This is a genomic window from Vibrio scophthalmi LMG 19158 (assembly GCF_000222585.1).
GTDB lineage: Bacteria > Pseudomonadota > Gammaproteobacteria > Enterobacterales > Vibrionaceae > Vibrio > Vibrio scophthalmi.
Window position 1 is genome coordinate 37,876 of the sequence record NZ_AFWE01000040.1, and the last position, 14,061, is coordinate 51,936.

Sequence of the window (14,061 nt, forward strand, 5' to 3'; positions counted from 1 at the left end):
GAGAACTCATGGATCGAGTTGGACTTATACAAATGACCTCAGGGCCAGATCCGCAAGCGAATCTGGCCTACATTGAACAACAAGTGGCTGCCTTAGCTGAGCAAGGTGCGACTTGGGTTATTACGCCTGAAAACGCAGTGGTGTTTGGTTCACGTAGCGACTATCACTATTTTGCGGAGCCGTTAAATCAGGGGCCAATTCAGGCTCAGATTGCTCAAATGGCTCGTCGCCATCGGCTTTGGATTGTGATGGGCAGTTTGCCGATTCAACGCGAACATGGCGTGTCGACCACTTTACTGGTGTTTAATAGTGATGGAGAGTTGGTGAGCCATTACGATAAGCTGCATATGTTTGATGTTGATGTTGCAGACAGTCATCAGCGCTATCGGGAATCAGAAACTTTCGCAGCGGGCAGTGAAATCGTCACTATCGAAACACCTTTTGCCCACCTTGGTCTGACGATTTGCTATGATGTGCGCTTCCCGCCGTTATTTAGCGAATTGGCTAAGCGTGGTGCTAATGTCATCGTGGTACCAGCGGCCTTTACGGCTGTAACCGGACGAACCCATTGGCAACCATTACTCACCGCACGCGCAATTGAAACCCAGTCATGGGTCGTAGCGGTTAACCAGACTGGAGTCCATCAAGGTGGACGACAAACATGGGGACATTCAATGGTGATCTCGCCATGGGGCGAAATTTTTGCCAGCTTAGACGAAATGCCAGGTAACTTATTGGTTGAGCTGGATTTGCAAGCAGTACATGAGATTAGAGCGGCGATGCCGGTGTTGACGCATAGTCGCTTTACTAATCAAATTAAAAACTAAGAGTGAAATATGACAATTAATCACGTAGAAGATGCGCTACTCAAACCAGGCGGTCTGACCGAACAAGACATCGCTAATACATTGGAGAGCATTGCCACTCGTCAAATTGACTACGCTGATATCTATTTTCAGTCCAGTTGGCATGAGTCTTTGGTGCTGGAAGATAGCATCATTAAAGATGGTTCGTTCAATATTGATTGTGGTTTGGGCGTACGCGCCGTAACGGGTGAGAAAACCGGTTTCGCTTACTCTGACCAAATCCAGTTGGATGGTTTAAAGCAGAGTGCAATTGCTGCTCGCGGTATTGCTCAGCAAGGTCAAAACGGCAAGGTTCAAGCTTTTAAGCGTTTTGATAATCAGGCGTATTACGCAGCTGTAAATCCATTGAACTGCTGGGAAAAAGAGAAGAAAACCGCACTGCTGAAAGAGCTTGATGCTTATATCCGCACTAAAGAGCCCTTGATTGAAGAAGTGTCAATTAGCCTAAGCGGTTTGCATGAGCAAATGCTGGTGGCGGCAACCGATGGCACTTACGCTGGCGATGTGCGTCCATTGGTGCGCTTGTCGATAACGGTATTAGCGCAAAAAGGTGATCGCCGTGAACGTGGTAGTTCAGGTGGTGGTGGTCGATTCAACTATGACTACTTCCTAACGAGTATCGAAGGTCAAAACGTTGCCTACCAATACGCTGATGAAGCGATTCGTATGGCATTGGTTAACCTCGACGCGGATGCAGCACCGGCTGGTACAATGCCGGTAGTATTGGGTTCTGGTTGGCCAGGTGTCCTACTTCACGAAGCGGTTGGTCATGGTTTAGAAGGTGACTTTAACCGTAAAGAATCGTCCGTTTTTAGCGGTCGTATTGGTGAGAAAGTGACGTCAAACCTGTGCACTATTGTCGATGATGGTACCTTAAAAGATCTGCGTGGTTCATTGAATGTCGATGATGAAGGTGTCGCAGGTCAGTACAACACCTTAATTGAAAATGGTGTGCTGAAAGGTTACATGCAAGATAAGTTGAATGCTCGTTTGATGGGTGTTGCCCCTACGGGTAATGGTCGTCGCGAATCTTACGCGCATTTACCAATGCCACGTATGACCAATACTTATATGCTACCGGGTCAACATACGCCTGAAGAGATCATCTCAACTGTGAAGAAAGGTCTATACGCGCCAAACTTTGGTGGTGGTCAGGTTGATATCACATCAGGTAAGTTTGTTTTCTCGACCTCAGAAGCTTACCTGATCGAAAATGGTAAGATCACTCGACCAGTGAAAGGTGCAACCTTAATTGGCTCTGGTCTTGAAGCGATGCAGCAAGTCTCAATGGTGGGTAATGATCTTAGTATCGATCGCGGTGTTGGTATCTGTGGCAAAGCGGGTCAAAGTGTCCCTGTTGGTGTGGGTCAGCCAACCTTGAAGCTAGATTCAATCACCGTTGGCGGTACAGAATAACGCTTCGTTTCGAGAATTGAAAAGCGATCGCTTGGGTTCTGACACTGATTAATTGAAAGGGCTAACGTCATTGCGTTAGCCCTTTTTTCACTCTATTCTTTTCTCGCTTCTCGCTTCTCGCTCTTTATTCTCAAATCCCTTCACGTTCGATTGGGCAGCTCATACAACGTGCACCACCGCGACCACGGCCAAGCTCATTACCCGGTATCGGTAATACAGTAATACCCGCTTTATCATATTTTTCATTGGTATAAACGTTACGTTCATATCCAATTACCACACCGGGTTTCACGGTCAGTACATTATTGGCATCATTCCACTGTTCTCGTTCAGCTTCATAGCTATCCCCACCCGTGGTAATAATGTTCAGTGCATTCAGCCCCAGCGCATCTTCAATCGCACTCATGAGGTTAGGGGCCGATTCGACATGCACTTGTCCGTCACCTTCAGGGGTCAAAACCCAAGTATTGAGATCTTTACGCATCACTTCGGGGTACATGGAAAACGTGTCGATATCCATATGAGTCATTACTGTATCCAAGTGCATGCACGAGCGACTTTTTGGCAGTTCAACCACAATGACTTGTTTTGCTTGGTTATGTTTAAATAATTGCGCCGCTAGGTTTTCAACCCCTTGTGCTGTCGTCCGTTCTGACATACCAATTAATACCGCGCCTTTACCAATCACTAGCACGTCACCGCCTTCAATGTTGGCATTATCGTAATGAAGATCTTCATCACCAAAATATTTAATAAAATCCTGTCCGGCGAAGACAGGATGCCAGTGATAAATGGCCCGCAAGTGATTAGTTTCACGTTGGCGAGCTGGCATCATCATTGGATTGAGTGATACGCCACCATAAATCCAACATGAGGTGTCGCGAGTGAAGAGATGGTTAGGTAACGGTTCAATCGCAAAATCGAGCGAGCGGTGCAACTTGGGTAAAATGGAGGCTGATTTAAACGGCAGCTCTGAATAGGCGAGACCACCTAATAAGACTGAAGCGAGATGCTCGTTATCCATTTCACTTAGATAGCAACGAAAGTCGCGGGCAAACATTGGCCCATAACGAAAATCGGAGATCTGCGTGGTTAACAGCCAATCTCGGGCTTCTGGTACGGTAAGAGTCTCGACTAACAGATCATGCAGCAGCAACACTTCGACATTTTGTCTGCGCAATGTATTGGCAAACTCGTCATGTTCCTTCCCAGCTTCTTCTACTGCTAAGACATCATCAAACAACAATTCATGGCAGTTCGATGGCGTGAGGTGAGAGAGTGCACGCTCGGGGCGATTGAGCAACACTCGTTTTAATTGACCAACTTCTGAGCCTACATACAACTTACTCATTATGTATCCTTACATCTAATTCCTATTCTATTTATGACAATGTTACGAGAAAGATGCAAGTCTGTAATTAATATCTAATACTTTATATCGCCCTTTATCTTGGTTATATGACTGGGGTTTTATAGTTGGCTAGTGAATTGGTCTTAAAAATTGGTTTAACTCCATGTAATTAGTGATGCGTTAATATTCATCGAGTTCATTTAGCTTGTATGGGGGAGTCGTTACTTACACGGGGGAAGAAGGGGAATATGACGTAAAGGCTGACTGTGAACTATGCAATCAATACTCATAATCAGGCGAAATGTATGCTTCAGGGCGGATTGAGTGATCGATATGATCTGCTGATTTCATCATTATTGACCAATAGCAGCCGAAGAGGGGGGATTTAGATCCTTTTGGTGAGGATCTTCGCGATAAAGCGGTTTAAATTCGGATAAAGATCGTTGCTAGTCCTGTTTCTAGGTGGAATTTTTTTTTGATCCATGCGATATTTCGTCGCAAGAAATCATCATCCCTGTTATCACACTCTGGAGCGCTATTATGTCTCATGAAGATGAATATCTATCGGTAGAAGAATTAATCGAGATTCAAAAGGAAGAGACTCGCGATATTATCCAAGCATTGCTTGAAGATGGCAGTGATCCAGATGCGCTATATGAAATCGAGCATCATCTATTTGCTGAAGATTTCGACACGCTAGAAAAAGCGGTTGTTGAAGCATTTAAGATGGGCTTTGAAGTTTTAGAAGCTGAAGAAACAGAAGACGAAGATGGCAAAAAGCTACTTTGTTGCGATGCGACAATGCAATCAGCATTGAATCCAGAAGCGATTGATGAGCAAGTGTCTAAACTGGTTCATCTAGCTGAAAAATATGACATCATCTATGATGGTTGGGGTACGTACTATGAGCACCCATACGATTCTGAAGACTATGAAGACCCAGACGATTTTGATGACGAATAAAGTGAGAATAAATGAGAGCCTCGCCACATGGTGAGGTTTTTTTTATCTTAATTTTGTTTTATTTAACCATACATATTTGAAAGGTGTGAATTTCTGATATAATTGTGGTTAGTTTATAGGGCGCTGGCGACACATTAATGACTGAGATTATCTACGACATCAAAACAAAAACACTAAACGACTTCACTTATAGAACTCCACTGGTGCTTATTGATGACAATGGTGAATATCAATATGAATACTCTCGTAACAAGGAAAACCATACCCATATTAAGAAGGTTATTTTTTTAAATCTTGTTGGCTACAAGAGAGAGCCAATGCTAAGTGATAGTGGTAAGCCAGTGAGAGATCATAATGGAAATCAGGTTTACACTTTTGGCAAGTTGCTTTCATATCAACCATTAGATTGTGTCAATGAGTTCATCCTTGCTAAGCACATACAGGACGGCAAAGAAGAATCTCAGCAAGCCTCGAAAGCGTTAACGCATTACTTTAGATTTATTCTGGATGCCCAAGCTAACTGGGATAGCAGATACGATAATAAAGACTATGACCCTTTAATCGATCCTCCTCGACCCGCGTGGGATAAATTTAGCCTCCGAGAGCACCATCGCGCTACATACATGTATCGAGACGCTATTAAGAAGACAACTATCGAGGGGATTGGGCTAGCCAAAACGACAGCTTCGGCATACGTGCGCTCTGTGGTGGAATTCTATACGTACCACCTTCGAAAAGGGATGCGATTCAACAATCCGCCATTTAAATACGAGACATACGTTGTTGATATTGAGAACAATGGCACTCACATGAAGGTGCGTAGGCGTAAGGTGGTGCAATCCACAGATATGCGACTGAGTTTTCCTAAATCTAAAAAAAACGATGGCGGCAAACTGCCGAACTCCCGTCGAGATTTAAAGCCGCTGACAAATAGCGAGTGGCAAGAGATAAAGAATATTCTTGCTCACACCAAACGAGTTATTAAGAACGTAAAGCGTGAAGACAAGTTTGTGAGTTTACCTGAGGAATACTGTCTGTTCTTTCGCTTGTTGCGCTATACAGGTTTACGAAAAGAAGAAGGAGCAAGTTTGCATTTGGGGCAGATTGTGCAGCCAAACTCTTCAAACCCTATATTGAGACTCGGTGTTGGTGACCAGTATGGCTCTCTGACGAAAGACCCCACAGGTGGCTATAACAATAAATCTCGACGCACCATCATACCTAGCTCGCTGATGCAGGAGCTTTACCACTACACGCACTCTCCTAGATACAAAAAGCGATTAGTTAAATTTAAGGAGCGATGTAGAACCGAAAGAGAAGCTGGTAACGATGCCTATTTTGATGGCATTGATGGTGTTGATGAACACAAACAATACCTTTTCGTTAGTAATTCAGGGGTGCCACTTTATAAGAAGCCCGAAGAAATTAATGTTCGATGGAATGAGGTTAGGAAAACGGCGAGCATGAAGCTGCTAAATGACGTTGATGCCGTCATCCACAACCTGCGCTCCACTTTTGCGGTCTCCACGTTTCGAGCCTTGCTCAAGAAAATTGATGCCGATGAAGCTTTAGCAAAGGTTTCATCGTTACTTGGGCATGAAGATCTATCAACCACACTACTTTATTTAGAAATCGCTCAGGATAAGCCAACAGGTGATGAAATCTGGGAAGATGTATTGAGCTACCTTGGTGTATTTGATAGCGAAGATGAGCTTGAAAACTTGCCTGAGGCGGAAATTACATATCAGAAGAATAATAATATTGTAGAGCCAGAATGATCCGCAAAAACAAATCAAAATCTGTATTCCTTGAGAATGATTTTTATGATCAACCATCAGCAACGGTGGTGCCCCTTCATTTATCACAATTGAAGTTGAAGCTTAATGGAGTTACATCTCACATTGATCAACTGTTATACAAGGGAGTACCAAATTACTCGAAGAAAGGAACCCAAATTAATGGTGTAGATTATGTGCCTGTGGTTGAAAGGGAGGCATTTACTCGCGAAGCGTACCGTATTTTTAAAGCGGGGTTTAACAGTACACGAAAAACACACTTTGATCATTTGAAAATCTACATTCGTTGGCTTGATGATGCTTGTATAAGTCCAATTGATGGTGACTATTTTCATATGGACTTGTGTCATGCTTACATGAAGTATCACCAAAAAAAATGTAATAGAGGTGAAGAAAAGCTATCTACATGGGCAAAAGCAAAAGCGATGTTGAGTTTTATGCTTAAATCCAACCGTCGTCATAATGACGCAAAGATACTGGGAACGGTTGCTGGGGTGAAGAAAAACACTGATTCACACAAAGGCATTGATGCTGATAGTGAATTAAAGCCTTTGGTTCGACGTTTTATTGCTGCGTTTGGTCAATTCAGGAAGAGTTTTGGGGATGGGGTGAGGCTCGACATTCATCCATTATGGCACGAAGAGTTGTTTAGCAAAGTGGCGGAACAAGAAGGATGGTCTGCCACAACAAGGAACTTAAATAAAAGGGCTTTTAAGCATGCAGTGAGGAGTGAAAATTCTACACGTAATCATTTTTCTCGACTGGCAGCCATGCTCGCGTTCTGTTTTACAGGGCAAAATACTACGCCTCTTTTAAGTTTGCGCTTTAGCGATGTAAGGTTCACGAGTCGATCTGGTGGCAAAGTGTATTTTGATATGACTAAAGCGCGGGCTAACTATTTAGATATCGATACATCTCTTGGCTTTCATGTTAAGGCTCAAGACTTCTTTCACCAGTGGATGGAAGTCTCTCAGAAACTTCAGAAACACTCTGGCACCGACTGGGTGTTCCCATATTTTATGGAATCAGGAGAAGTTAAATCCGCCGGAGTTGCAGGCAATAGGGGTGTTCAGCATGCGGTCAATAACTTGACTAAAAAATTGGGTTTAGTTCATGTCACACCGTCTAAATTGCGCCAAACCAAAATAGATGTACTTATGAAAGTAACACAGAACCTCTGGTTGGTTTCGATGTCGGCGAACAACTCAATTGAAACGATCAAGGTTAGTTACTCAGATGGTAACGAGAGTGACCATAAAAATGGTTTATCGGCATCAACTGAAGCTCTTTATGATTCAGTTAAAAATGGTACTGATATTCATGATGCAGCGAACAATGCAAAGTTTAAATTTTCTGATGTCTTAAGTGATTATGATTACAAAAATCTACGTAAAGAAGAAAAAGAAAATGACAAGCAAACACCTATTGGCACTCGTTGTACTGACCCGACCCAAGGTGTTGCCAACACAGTAAAAAAGAATTTAGAAAAGCTAGGTATCGTTCAACCAGAAGAAGCAATCTGTACGGATTTCTTAGGATGCTTTGAGTGCCAGCATCACCGATTGGTATCAGAAGTGGAGGATATTTGGCTAATGTTGTCCTTCAACCAAACGCTGCAAGAGATGAAGGAATATCCAGAGATAAATAGCTTACCAACAGATAAGTTTTACAAGTTGTGCAATACAATTGAGGCTATTTTAACGCGGTTTAAAGAGGTCTCACCAAGCAACTATGCCAAAGCGGAAGAGATGCAATGTGAAGCCCCTCATCCGCTATACAGTGATGGATATAGCTTAACTGACTTACTAGAGGTGTTTTAATGAAAGGTGAGAATCGAAGTGAGCTTGGTGCCAACTTGCCTATTGTGCTTGCTTCTGCATCTAAACGGGCTTTCTTGATTGAGGAACTAGATAGCATCAACGCTAAAAGAAAACCATATCATGTTGATGAATGGGACTTCTCAGCCTCGCATGTGGTTGGTATTAGGCATTCACTCTCGCTCCGTTTTACGGGGATGGCTCCAGAGTATGTTGAAGGCATTCAGGACGCTTTGTACAAATTCTACCACCACTCTAAAAGGGATACTTTACCGTTATCAGTCAGTCAGATGAATATTCTGAAACAAGCATTGTCATGTATCGCAAACCTTTTGGATAGTACGAAGTGGCATCAATTGGAACAAAATAGAGCATGGAAAACATTTCTTCGTAAACTCAAAGCAAAGAATGTTAGTAAGGCTTATGTTGGTCAGATTCTTAATGCTTTAAATAAACTGGCTGCTATAGGTCTAATTTCTTCGTATGTTGACGCTAAAGCTCTTCGGCGTTGTGCATCAAGTAAACAGGCTCAACAGCATGTTGCGATACCTCATCGATTGCACCAACACATAATGAATCATGCTTTAAGTGTTGTGGAAAAGTATCATCCGTACCGCCATGAGATCTCTAATGCGATGGGAGAGGCATATGACCTTATGAGACGAGCTAAGGCGGGAGAAAAGTTTGTAACCAGAGGCAAAGGTTCAGGTCGAACACTTTCGATGGAACCGAAAGCCATCGAACAGAGGTTTGGAAAGCATATAAGGAAAATTGCCCACAGCGTCCCTGATTTTAAGGTAAATCTGCATGCGGCAAGTTTGGCTGACATTCTGACTAGTTGCTTGGTAGTCGTTCAGGGTTTCTCAGGAGTCAGAATTGGGGAAGCTTGTAGCTTCAGTAAGCATAGTGTTGATCAGACAATTGTTAATGGGAACATGGTTACTCTACTAACAGGAGAGACAACCAAAGGGAATAATGCAATACCGGAAGTTGTTACGTGGCAGTCACATTTTGTAGCGGAAACAGCATTAGAGTTAGCTCATGACATGCTGGAATCTACACGTCAATTTTACCTTGAATCTGTCGAGGAAAAAGAGATGCAAGGTGAAGCGCCAGAGATGATCTCTCATATGAGAAAGCAACTGACTTCAGCATTCTTGGTTCCCAAAGCTTCGAGACAGAAAAGTCATAATTATATTTTTGCTCCATTTGGAGCTTTGAAGAAATTCATTAAAAACTTGAATTATAAAGCGACGATTGAGGATGTTGAAGAGTTCAACATCCTCAACCCAACTCGTGAAGGTGAGTTGAAAGTTGGTGGCACTTATACAGGATTGAGTTCACATGATTTTCGACGTTCTTTTGCTGTATTTTTTGTGCGTTATGGCTTCGGCACCGCTTCTGGTGTCAAGTTTCAGTTTAAACACCAGAATATAAATATGTCTGGCTATTATGCCAACAATGCAGTGCTTGCGCAGATGAATGACCTCCTTATGGATGATGACGTATTAGAGGACTTAAAAGAGGCAGGCATTGATTTAGGAATTGATATCTTTGATGAAATTTACAACCAAAGCTCTACCTTAAGTGGTGCTAAAGGTGAAGAGATCATGGCTGAGCGTATGAATAAACTTCAGGCGGGTGAAAGTATCATCATGACCCGTGGAGAAATCGAAGAGAATATTCGTCGTGGCAACTTTCATATCATTCAATTGCCAAGCGGCGCTTACTGCACCAATGGCTCTTGTGATCGAGTCTGCGGCACCCAACCGTTCAGAGCCGAAATAAAAGAGTGTGAGCATAAGGTAGTCACAGATAAAGGTGCCAAGTATATCGCGAAGCAGCGAGAGCGTTTGATTTCAAAATTTACAAATCTTAACACTGGAGATCCTATCAAAAGCTCAATACTGGTTGCGTTGAAGCAGAAAATACAAGTGGAAGAGTTGACTCTGAAAAAGCATCAAATCCCTTACACGCCGTTTGATGATGCCATTCTAGATCAGTCTAACTAGACTAAGGAGTTTGTGATGAATAAAGATGCCTTAAAGGTATTAACACAAGAAGAAAAGTCGTTATCAGGTGAAGAGAAGCTCCAAAAGGCTTTAGAGCGACTTCTGAATGGCAAGCCGTTGCGCACCAAGGTAAAGGGGCGCTTAACGCTGAACAAGATCAACAATGAAGCTGGGTTAGGGCGAAGTTATATCCATAAATTTAAAGAGTTTGTCGATAAAGTTGCCAACCCCGCTATCGAAGCATATAACAAAGCACTAGACAGCCCTCAACCTACGGACTTGGAGGCTCCTTTAACTGAAGGTATGAGTGAAATTGACAGCCTCAGAGAAGAGTTAGTGCGACAGGTGGCTCTCAAAGAGGATTATCGAAGGGAAAAAGATGAGCTTATCGCCACCAATGATGAGTTAGAAAAGCTAAACAAGTCTCTTATGTTTCGAGTGTTTGAGCTTCAGCAAGAACTTGCGAATGATGTGGTGGAGTATGAGCACCATACTCAGAAGTGAATACCAAGCTTGAAGCATGGTATAGTTATTAAAAAGGCAAGGTATCTACCTTGCCTTTATCATCTACTTATATGTACCAACCGTCAGCTAGCACTTCTGCTTGCTCAAGAACAAGCTTGATTGCTTCCTCTGCGGCATCCGGCGGGTACTTCCAGCGGCGCAGTAGTCGGCGTACTAGGTTACGCATGCGAGCGCGAACGCTTTCACGCTTCTGCCAGTCAACCGTTGCAGATTTGCGAAGTTGCAGAGTAAGTTCAATCGCTAAGTTACGTAAATCATCGTCGCCCAGCTCCCGAACTGAGGACTCGTTTTCAACCAAAGCACGGTAGAACGCCATCTCATCCACAGAAAGGTTAAGCTTATCGACCATCTCTGCATCTTCTTGCATCTCTTTTGCCCATTGAATTAGCTCTTCAATGACCTGAGCTGTTTCGATGCTACGGTTGTGGTACTTGTTTAATGTCGTCAAAATGCGGTCTGAGTATTTTTTCTCTTGCACCACATCGTTCTTCATCCGTGCTTTAACTTCATCACGCAGAAGCTTCTCAAGCAGCTCAACAGCAAGGTTTTTCTCCTTCATGTTCTTCACGTCCTCTAAGAACTCTTCAGAAAGCAAACCGATGTTAGGCTTATCAAGACCGACCATTGAGAAAATGTCATCGACACCATCAGCGATCACAGCATTGTCGAGGATTTGCTTCAAAGCCGTATTTCGCTCTTCATCCGTACGCTTTTTATCAACGGTAGAGTGCTTCATAAACGCGGCTTTAATCGCAGAGTAGAAGGCAATTTCGTTCTTGTAACCACGCGTTTCATCCATGGTATTACACAACGAATACGCTTTACCTAACGCAGCCATCACATCAAGAAAACGGCGTTTGCCATCGCGTACTTCTTTGCCTTTGCTATCTGTGTGTGACAAACCTGATAGGTGGTTTACTGCACCAGGCAGCAAGCGTAATGCCTCGGTTTCGAAGTCAGGACGGTAGTTAAATACCTTACCATCAACTGGAGTCGCAAACATGCCGCGAACGATATCAACCTTTTCCATCAGCACGGAAAAGGCTTCAGCAGTATCGACTGTTGGTTGCCCTTTACCTTGGCTATTGGTGTAGGTTTTGAGTGCGTTTTTCAGCTCATTGGCGATGCCGATATAGTCAACGACCAGACCGCCCGGTTTATCTTTAAAAACGCGGTTTACGCGTGCGATAGCTTGCATCAGGTTGTGACCTTTCATTGGCTTATCGACATACATGGTATGGCAACACGGCGCATCAAAGCCTGTTAGCCACATATCACGTACAATCACCAATTGAAGCTCATCTTGAGTATCTTTGTATCGCGCCTCAAAGAGCTTCTTAGTTTTCTTATCATGAATGTGCGGCTGCATCTTAGGTTTATCAGATGCGCTTCCCGTCATGACAATCTTGATAGCCCCTTTAGCAGGGTCATCGTTGTGCCACTCTGGTTTGATGGCAACAATCGCATTATAGAGGTCGACACAGATTTCACGACTCATCGCCACAATCATGGCTTTGCCGGGAAACGTTTCGGTTCGCGTGGTAAAGTGATTCACTAAGTCCTGAGCTACTTGTTGGATACGTGGCTCAGCACCGACGAGCTTTTCAAGCGTTGCCCATTGAGATTTGATTTTCTCACGGCTCGCAGTCTCTTCATCCTCACCGATCTCATCTTCGATTTGGTCATTAAGCTGCTCGATTTCAGCTTGGTTAATATCAAGCTTGGCTAAGCGAGACTCATAGTAGATTGGCACCGTAGCACCATCATCGACCGCATCTTGAATATCATAGATAGAAACGTACTCACCAAATACGCCACGGGTGTCTTTGTCATCCATAGCAATGGGTGTTCCCGTAAAGCCAATGAACGATGCATTTGGCAGCGCATCACGCATGTACTTGGAGTAACCGTAAACAAACTTTTGAGAGATGACATTGCCGTTAGCGTCTTTCACGTCCACCAACTTTGATTTGTTGCCGTACTGACTGCGGTGCGCTTCATCCGATACCACTACGATGTTGGCACGCGTTGATAGCACTGGGTGCTCTGTTTCTTCTGCAAGTAGGGCAAACTTCTGGATAGTGGTAAAGATGATGCCGCCAGATTGACGAGAGAGCAGCAATTCACGCAGTTTATCGCGACCGTCTGCTTGTGATGGCACTTGCTTAAGCGTTTCATGCGCCATACCAAAGGTATTAAAAAGCTGACCATCAAGATCATTACGGTCTGTCACTACCACAATCGTTGGGTTGTTCATCGCAGGCTGTTGCAATAGTTTGCTTGCGTAGCAAACCATAGAGATACTTTTACCACTGCCTTGCGTATGCCAAACCACACCCGCTTTACCACTGCCGGGCTTGATTTTATCTAAGCCTTTTGTCGCTTGAACTTGGTACTGCCCCATGCTTTCAGCAACTAAAGGAAGTTCGCCATCGGCTTGTTTTGCACGTACTGTGGCCTCGACTGCCGCTCGCACGGCGTGGAATTGGTGGTAACCAGCAATTTTCTTGATAACGGTGTCGTTGTCAGTTTCGAACAAAACAAAGTAACGAATGTAATCAAGCAGCAAATCAGGCTTGAAGAAACCCTTAACCATGGTTTCAAGTTGGTAATCCCAAAGCGGTTTATCGTCTTCACCAGACACAGTTTTCCAAGGTAAAAAGCGTTCTTTGTTTGCAGTGAGAGAGCCAACACGCGCCGTCCAGCCATCACTCACAACTAAAGATTCATTGAAAACGAACAGATCAGGGATTTCATCTTTATAGGTTTGAAGCTGGTTGTAAGCATGCCAAATGTCTGCGTGTTCGTCGGCTGGGTTTTTCAGCTCGATAACCGCAATCGGCAAACCATTAATGAACACCACTACATCTGGGCGACGATTGCCTTTTTGACCTGTAATGGTGAACTGATTCACCACCAGAAATTCGTTGTTATCTGGATTGGTAAAGTCCATTAAGCGTGCATGGGTGTGCTTGGTTTTCGTTTCCCCATCTTCATACACGGTATACTCAACAGGCACACCTTCAATCAGGTACTTGTGGAAAGCGCGGTTGCTTTTAATCAGCACTGGCGTGTCTGGCGTACTTACCGTATTCACCACCACATCCAAGCTCTCTTGTGGCAATTCAGGGTTCAACACCTCTAAACGATCCAGTAAGCGCTGTTTCAACACAACTTGGTGGTAATCATCACGCTCTGGTGAATCGCCATCAGGGGCGATGTCGTAGCCATTTTTGTATAGGTAGCCTTGGTCAGTAAACCAATCAAGGCAGAGCTGTTCTAGTTGGTCTTCTGTGATCATGACCACTCTCTTCC

At 43.8% G+C, this 14,061-nt stretch carries 9 protein-coding genes; 7 read left to right on the forward strand and 2 right to left on the reverse strand.

What is annotated here, in order from left to right; translation table 11 throughout:
* Nucleotides 1-8: 8 nt before the first annotated feature.
* Together RH88_RS02030 and tldD are read left to right on the forward strand one after the other, a co-directional pair.
* The gene (locus tag RH88_RS02030; protein ID WP_005593117.1) at nt 9-827 is read left to right on the forward strand and encodes a carbon-nitrogen hydrolase family protein; all 819 of its coding nucleotides are present in this window, start codon (nt 9-11) and stop codon (nt 825-827) included.
* A 9-nt stretch (nt 828-836) separates the two neighbouring features.
* On the forward strand, nt 837-2,282 hold the full coding sequence (gene tldD, locus RH88_RS02035; protein WP_005593118.1) for a metalloprotease TldD: 1,446 nt from the start codon (nt 837-839) through the stop codon (nt 2,280-2,282).
* A 130-nt stretch (nt 2,283-2,412) separates the two neighbouring features.
* On the opposite strand, the gene arcA is transcribed toward tldD, so the two are convergent.
* Entirely contained in the window at nt 2,413-3,633 is a 1,221-nt protein-coding gene (arcA, locus tag RH88_RS02040; protein ID WP_005593119.1) for an arginine deiminase, read from the reverse strand.
* A gap of 540 nt (nt 3,634-4,173) precedes the next feature.
* On the opposite strand from arcA, the gene rraB reads away from it, so the two are divergent.
* The 5 genes from rraB (at nt 4,174) to RH88_RS02065 (ending at nt 10,725) form a co-directional block, all read left to right on the forward strand.
* Entirely contained in the window at nt 4,174-4,596 is a 423-nt protein-coding gene (gene rraB / locus RH88_RS02045; RefSeq protein ID WP_005593120.1) for a ribonuclease E inhibitor RraB, read from the forward strand.
* 137 nt (nt 4,597-4,733) lie between these two features.
* Nucleotides 4,734-6,374, forward strand: coding sequence for a site-specific integrase (locus RH88_RS02050; protein ID WP_005593121.1), 1,641 nt, complete (start codon nt 4,734-4,736; stop codon nt 6,372-6,374).
* Nucleotides 6,371-8,212 (forward strand): hypothetical protein, encoded by a 1,842-nt coding sequence (locus RH88_RS02055; RefSeq protein ID WP_005593122.1) that lies wholly within the window; start codon nt 6,371-6,373, stop codon nt 8,210-8,212. The genes RH88_RS02050 and RH88_RS02055 overlap by 4 nt, the downstream gene beginning before the upstream one ends.
* Nucleotides 8,212-10,221 carry a hypothetical protein gene (locus RH88_RS02060; RefSeq protein WP_005593123.1) on the forward strand — a complete coding sequence of 670 codons (2,010 nt, stop codon included), beginning with the start codon at nt 8,212-8,214 and terminating at the stop codon, nt 10,219-10,221. Before RH88_RS02055 ends, RH88_RS02060 begins: the two co-directional genes overlap by 1 nt.
* Before the next feature lie 15 nt (nt 10,222-10,236).
* The gene (locus RH88_RS02065; protein WP_005593124.1) at nt 10,237-10,725 is read left to right on the forward strand and encodes a hypothetical protein; all 489 of its coding nucleotides are present in this window, start codon (nt 10,237-10,239) and stop codon (nt 10,723-10,725) included.
* A gap of 67 nt (nt 10,726-10,792) precedes the next feature.
* Here RH88_RS02065 and RH88_RS02070 read toward each other — a convergent pair whose 3' ends face one another.
* On the reverse strand, nt 10,793-14,047 hold the full coding sequence (locus RH88_RS02070; protein ID WP_005593125.1) for a type I restriction endonuclease subunit R: 3,255 nt from the start codon (nt 14,045-14,047) through the stop codon (nt 10,793-10,795).
* Nucleotides 14,048-14,061: the final 14 nt, after the last annotated feature.

What these genes read in the sequence shown, in the direction of transcription:
- RH88_RS02030 (WP_005593117.1), top strand. Translation starts at nt 9, where the DNA reads ATGGATCGAGTTGGACTTATACAAATGACCTCAGGGCCAGATCCGCAA.
- tldD (WP_005593118.1), top strand. Translation starts at nt 837, where the DNA reads ATGACAATTAATCACGTAGAAGATGCGCTACTCAAACCAGGCGGTCTG.
- arcA (WP_005593119.1), bottom strand. Translation starts at nt 3,633, where the DNA reads ATGAGTAAGTTGTATGTAGGCTCAGAAGTTGGTCAATTAAAACGAGTG.
- rraB (WP_005593120.1), top strand. Translation starts at nt 4,174, where the DNA reads ATGTCTCATGAAGATGAATATCTATCGGTAGAAGAATTAATCGAGATT.
- RH88_RS02050 (WP_005593121.1), top strand. Translation starts at nt 4,734, where the DNA reads ATGACTGAGATTATCTACGACATCAAAACAAAAACACTAAACGACTTC.
- RH88_RS02055 (WP_005593122.1), top strand. Translation starts at nt 6,371, where the DNA reads ATGATCCGCAAAAACAAATCAAAATCTGTATTCCTTGAGAATGATTTT.
- RH88_RS02060 (WP_005593123.1), top strand. Translation starts at nt 8,212, where the DNA reads ATGAAAGGTGAGAATCGAAGTGAGCTTGGTGCCAACTTGCCTATTGTG.
- RH88_RS02065 (WP_005593124.1), top strand. Translation starts at nt 10,237, where the DNA reads ATGAATAAAGATGCCTTAAAGGTATTAACACAAGAAGAAAAGTCGTTA.
- RH88_RS02070 (WP_005593125.1), bottom strand. Translation starts at nt 14,047, where the DNA reads ATGATCACAGAAGACCAACTAGAACAGCTCTGCCTTGATTGGTTTACT.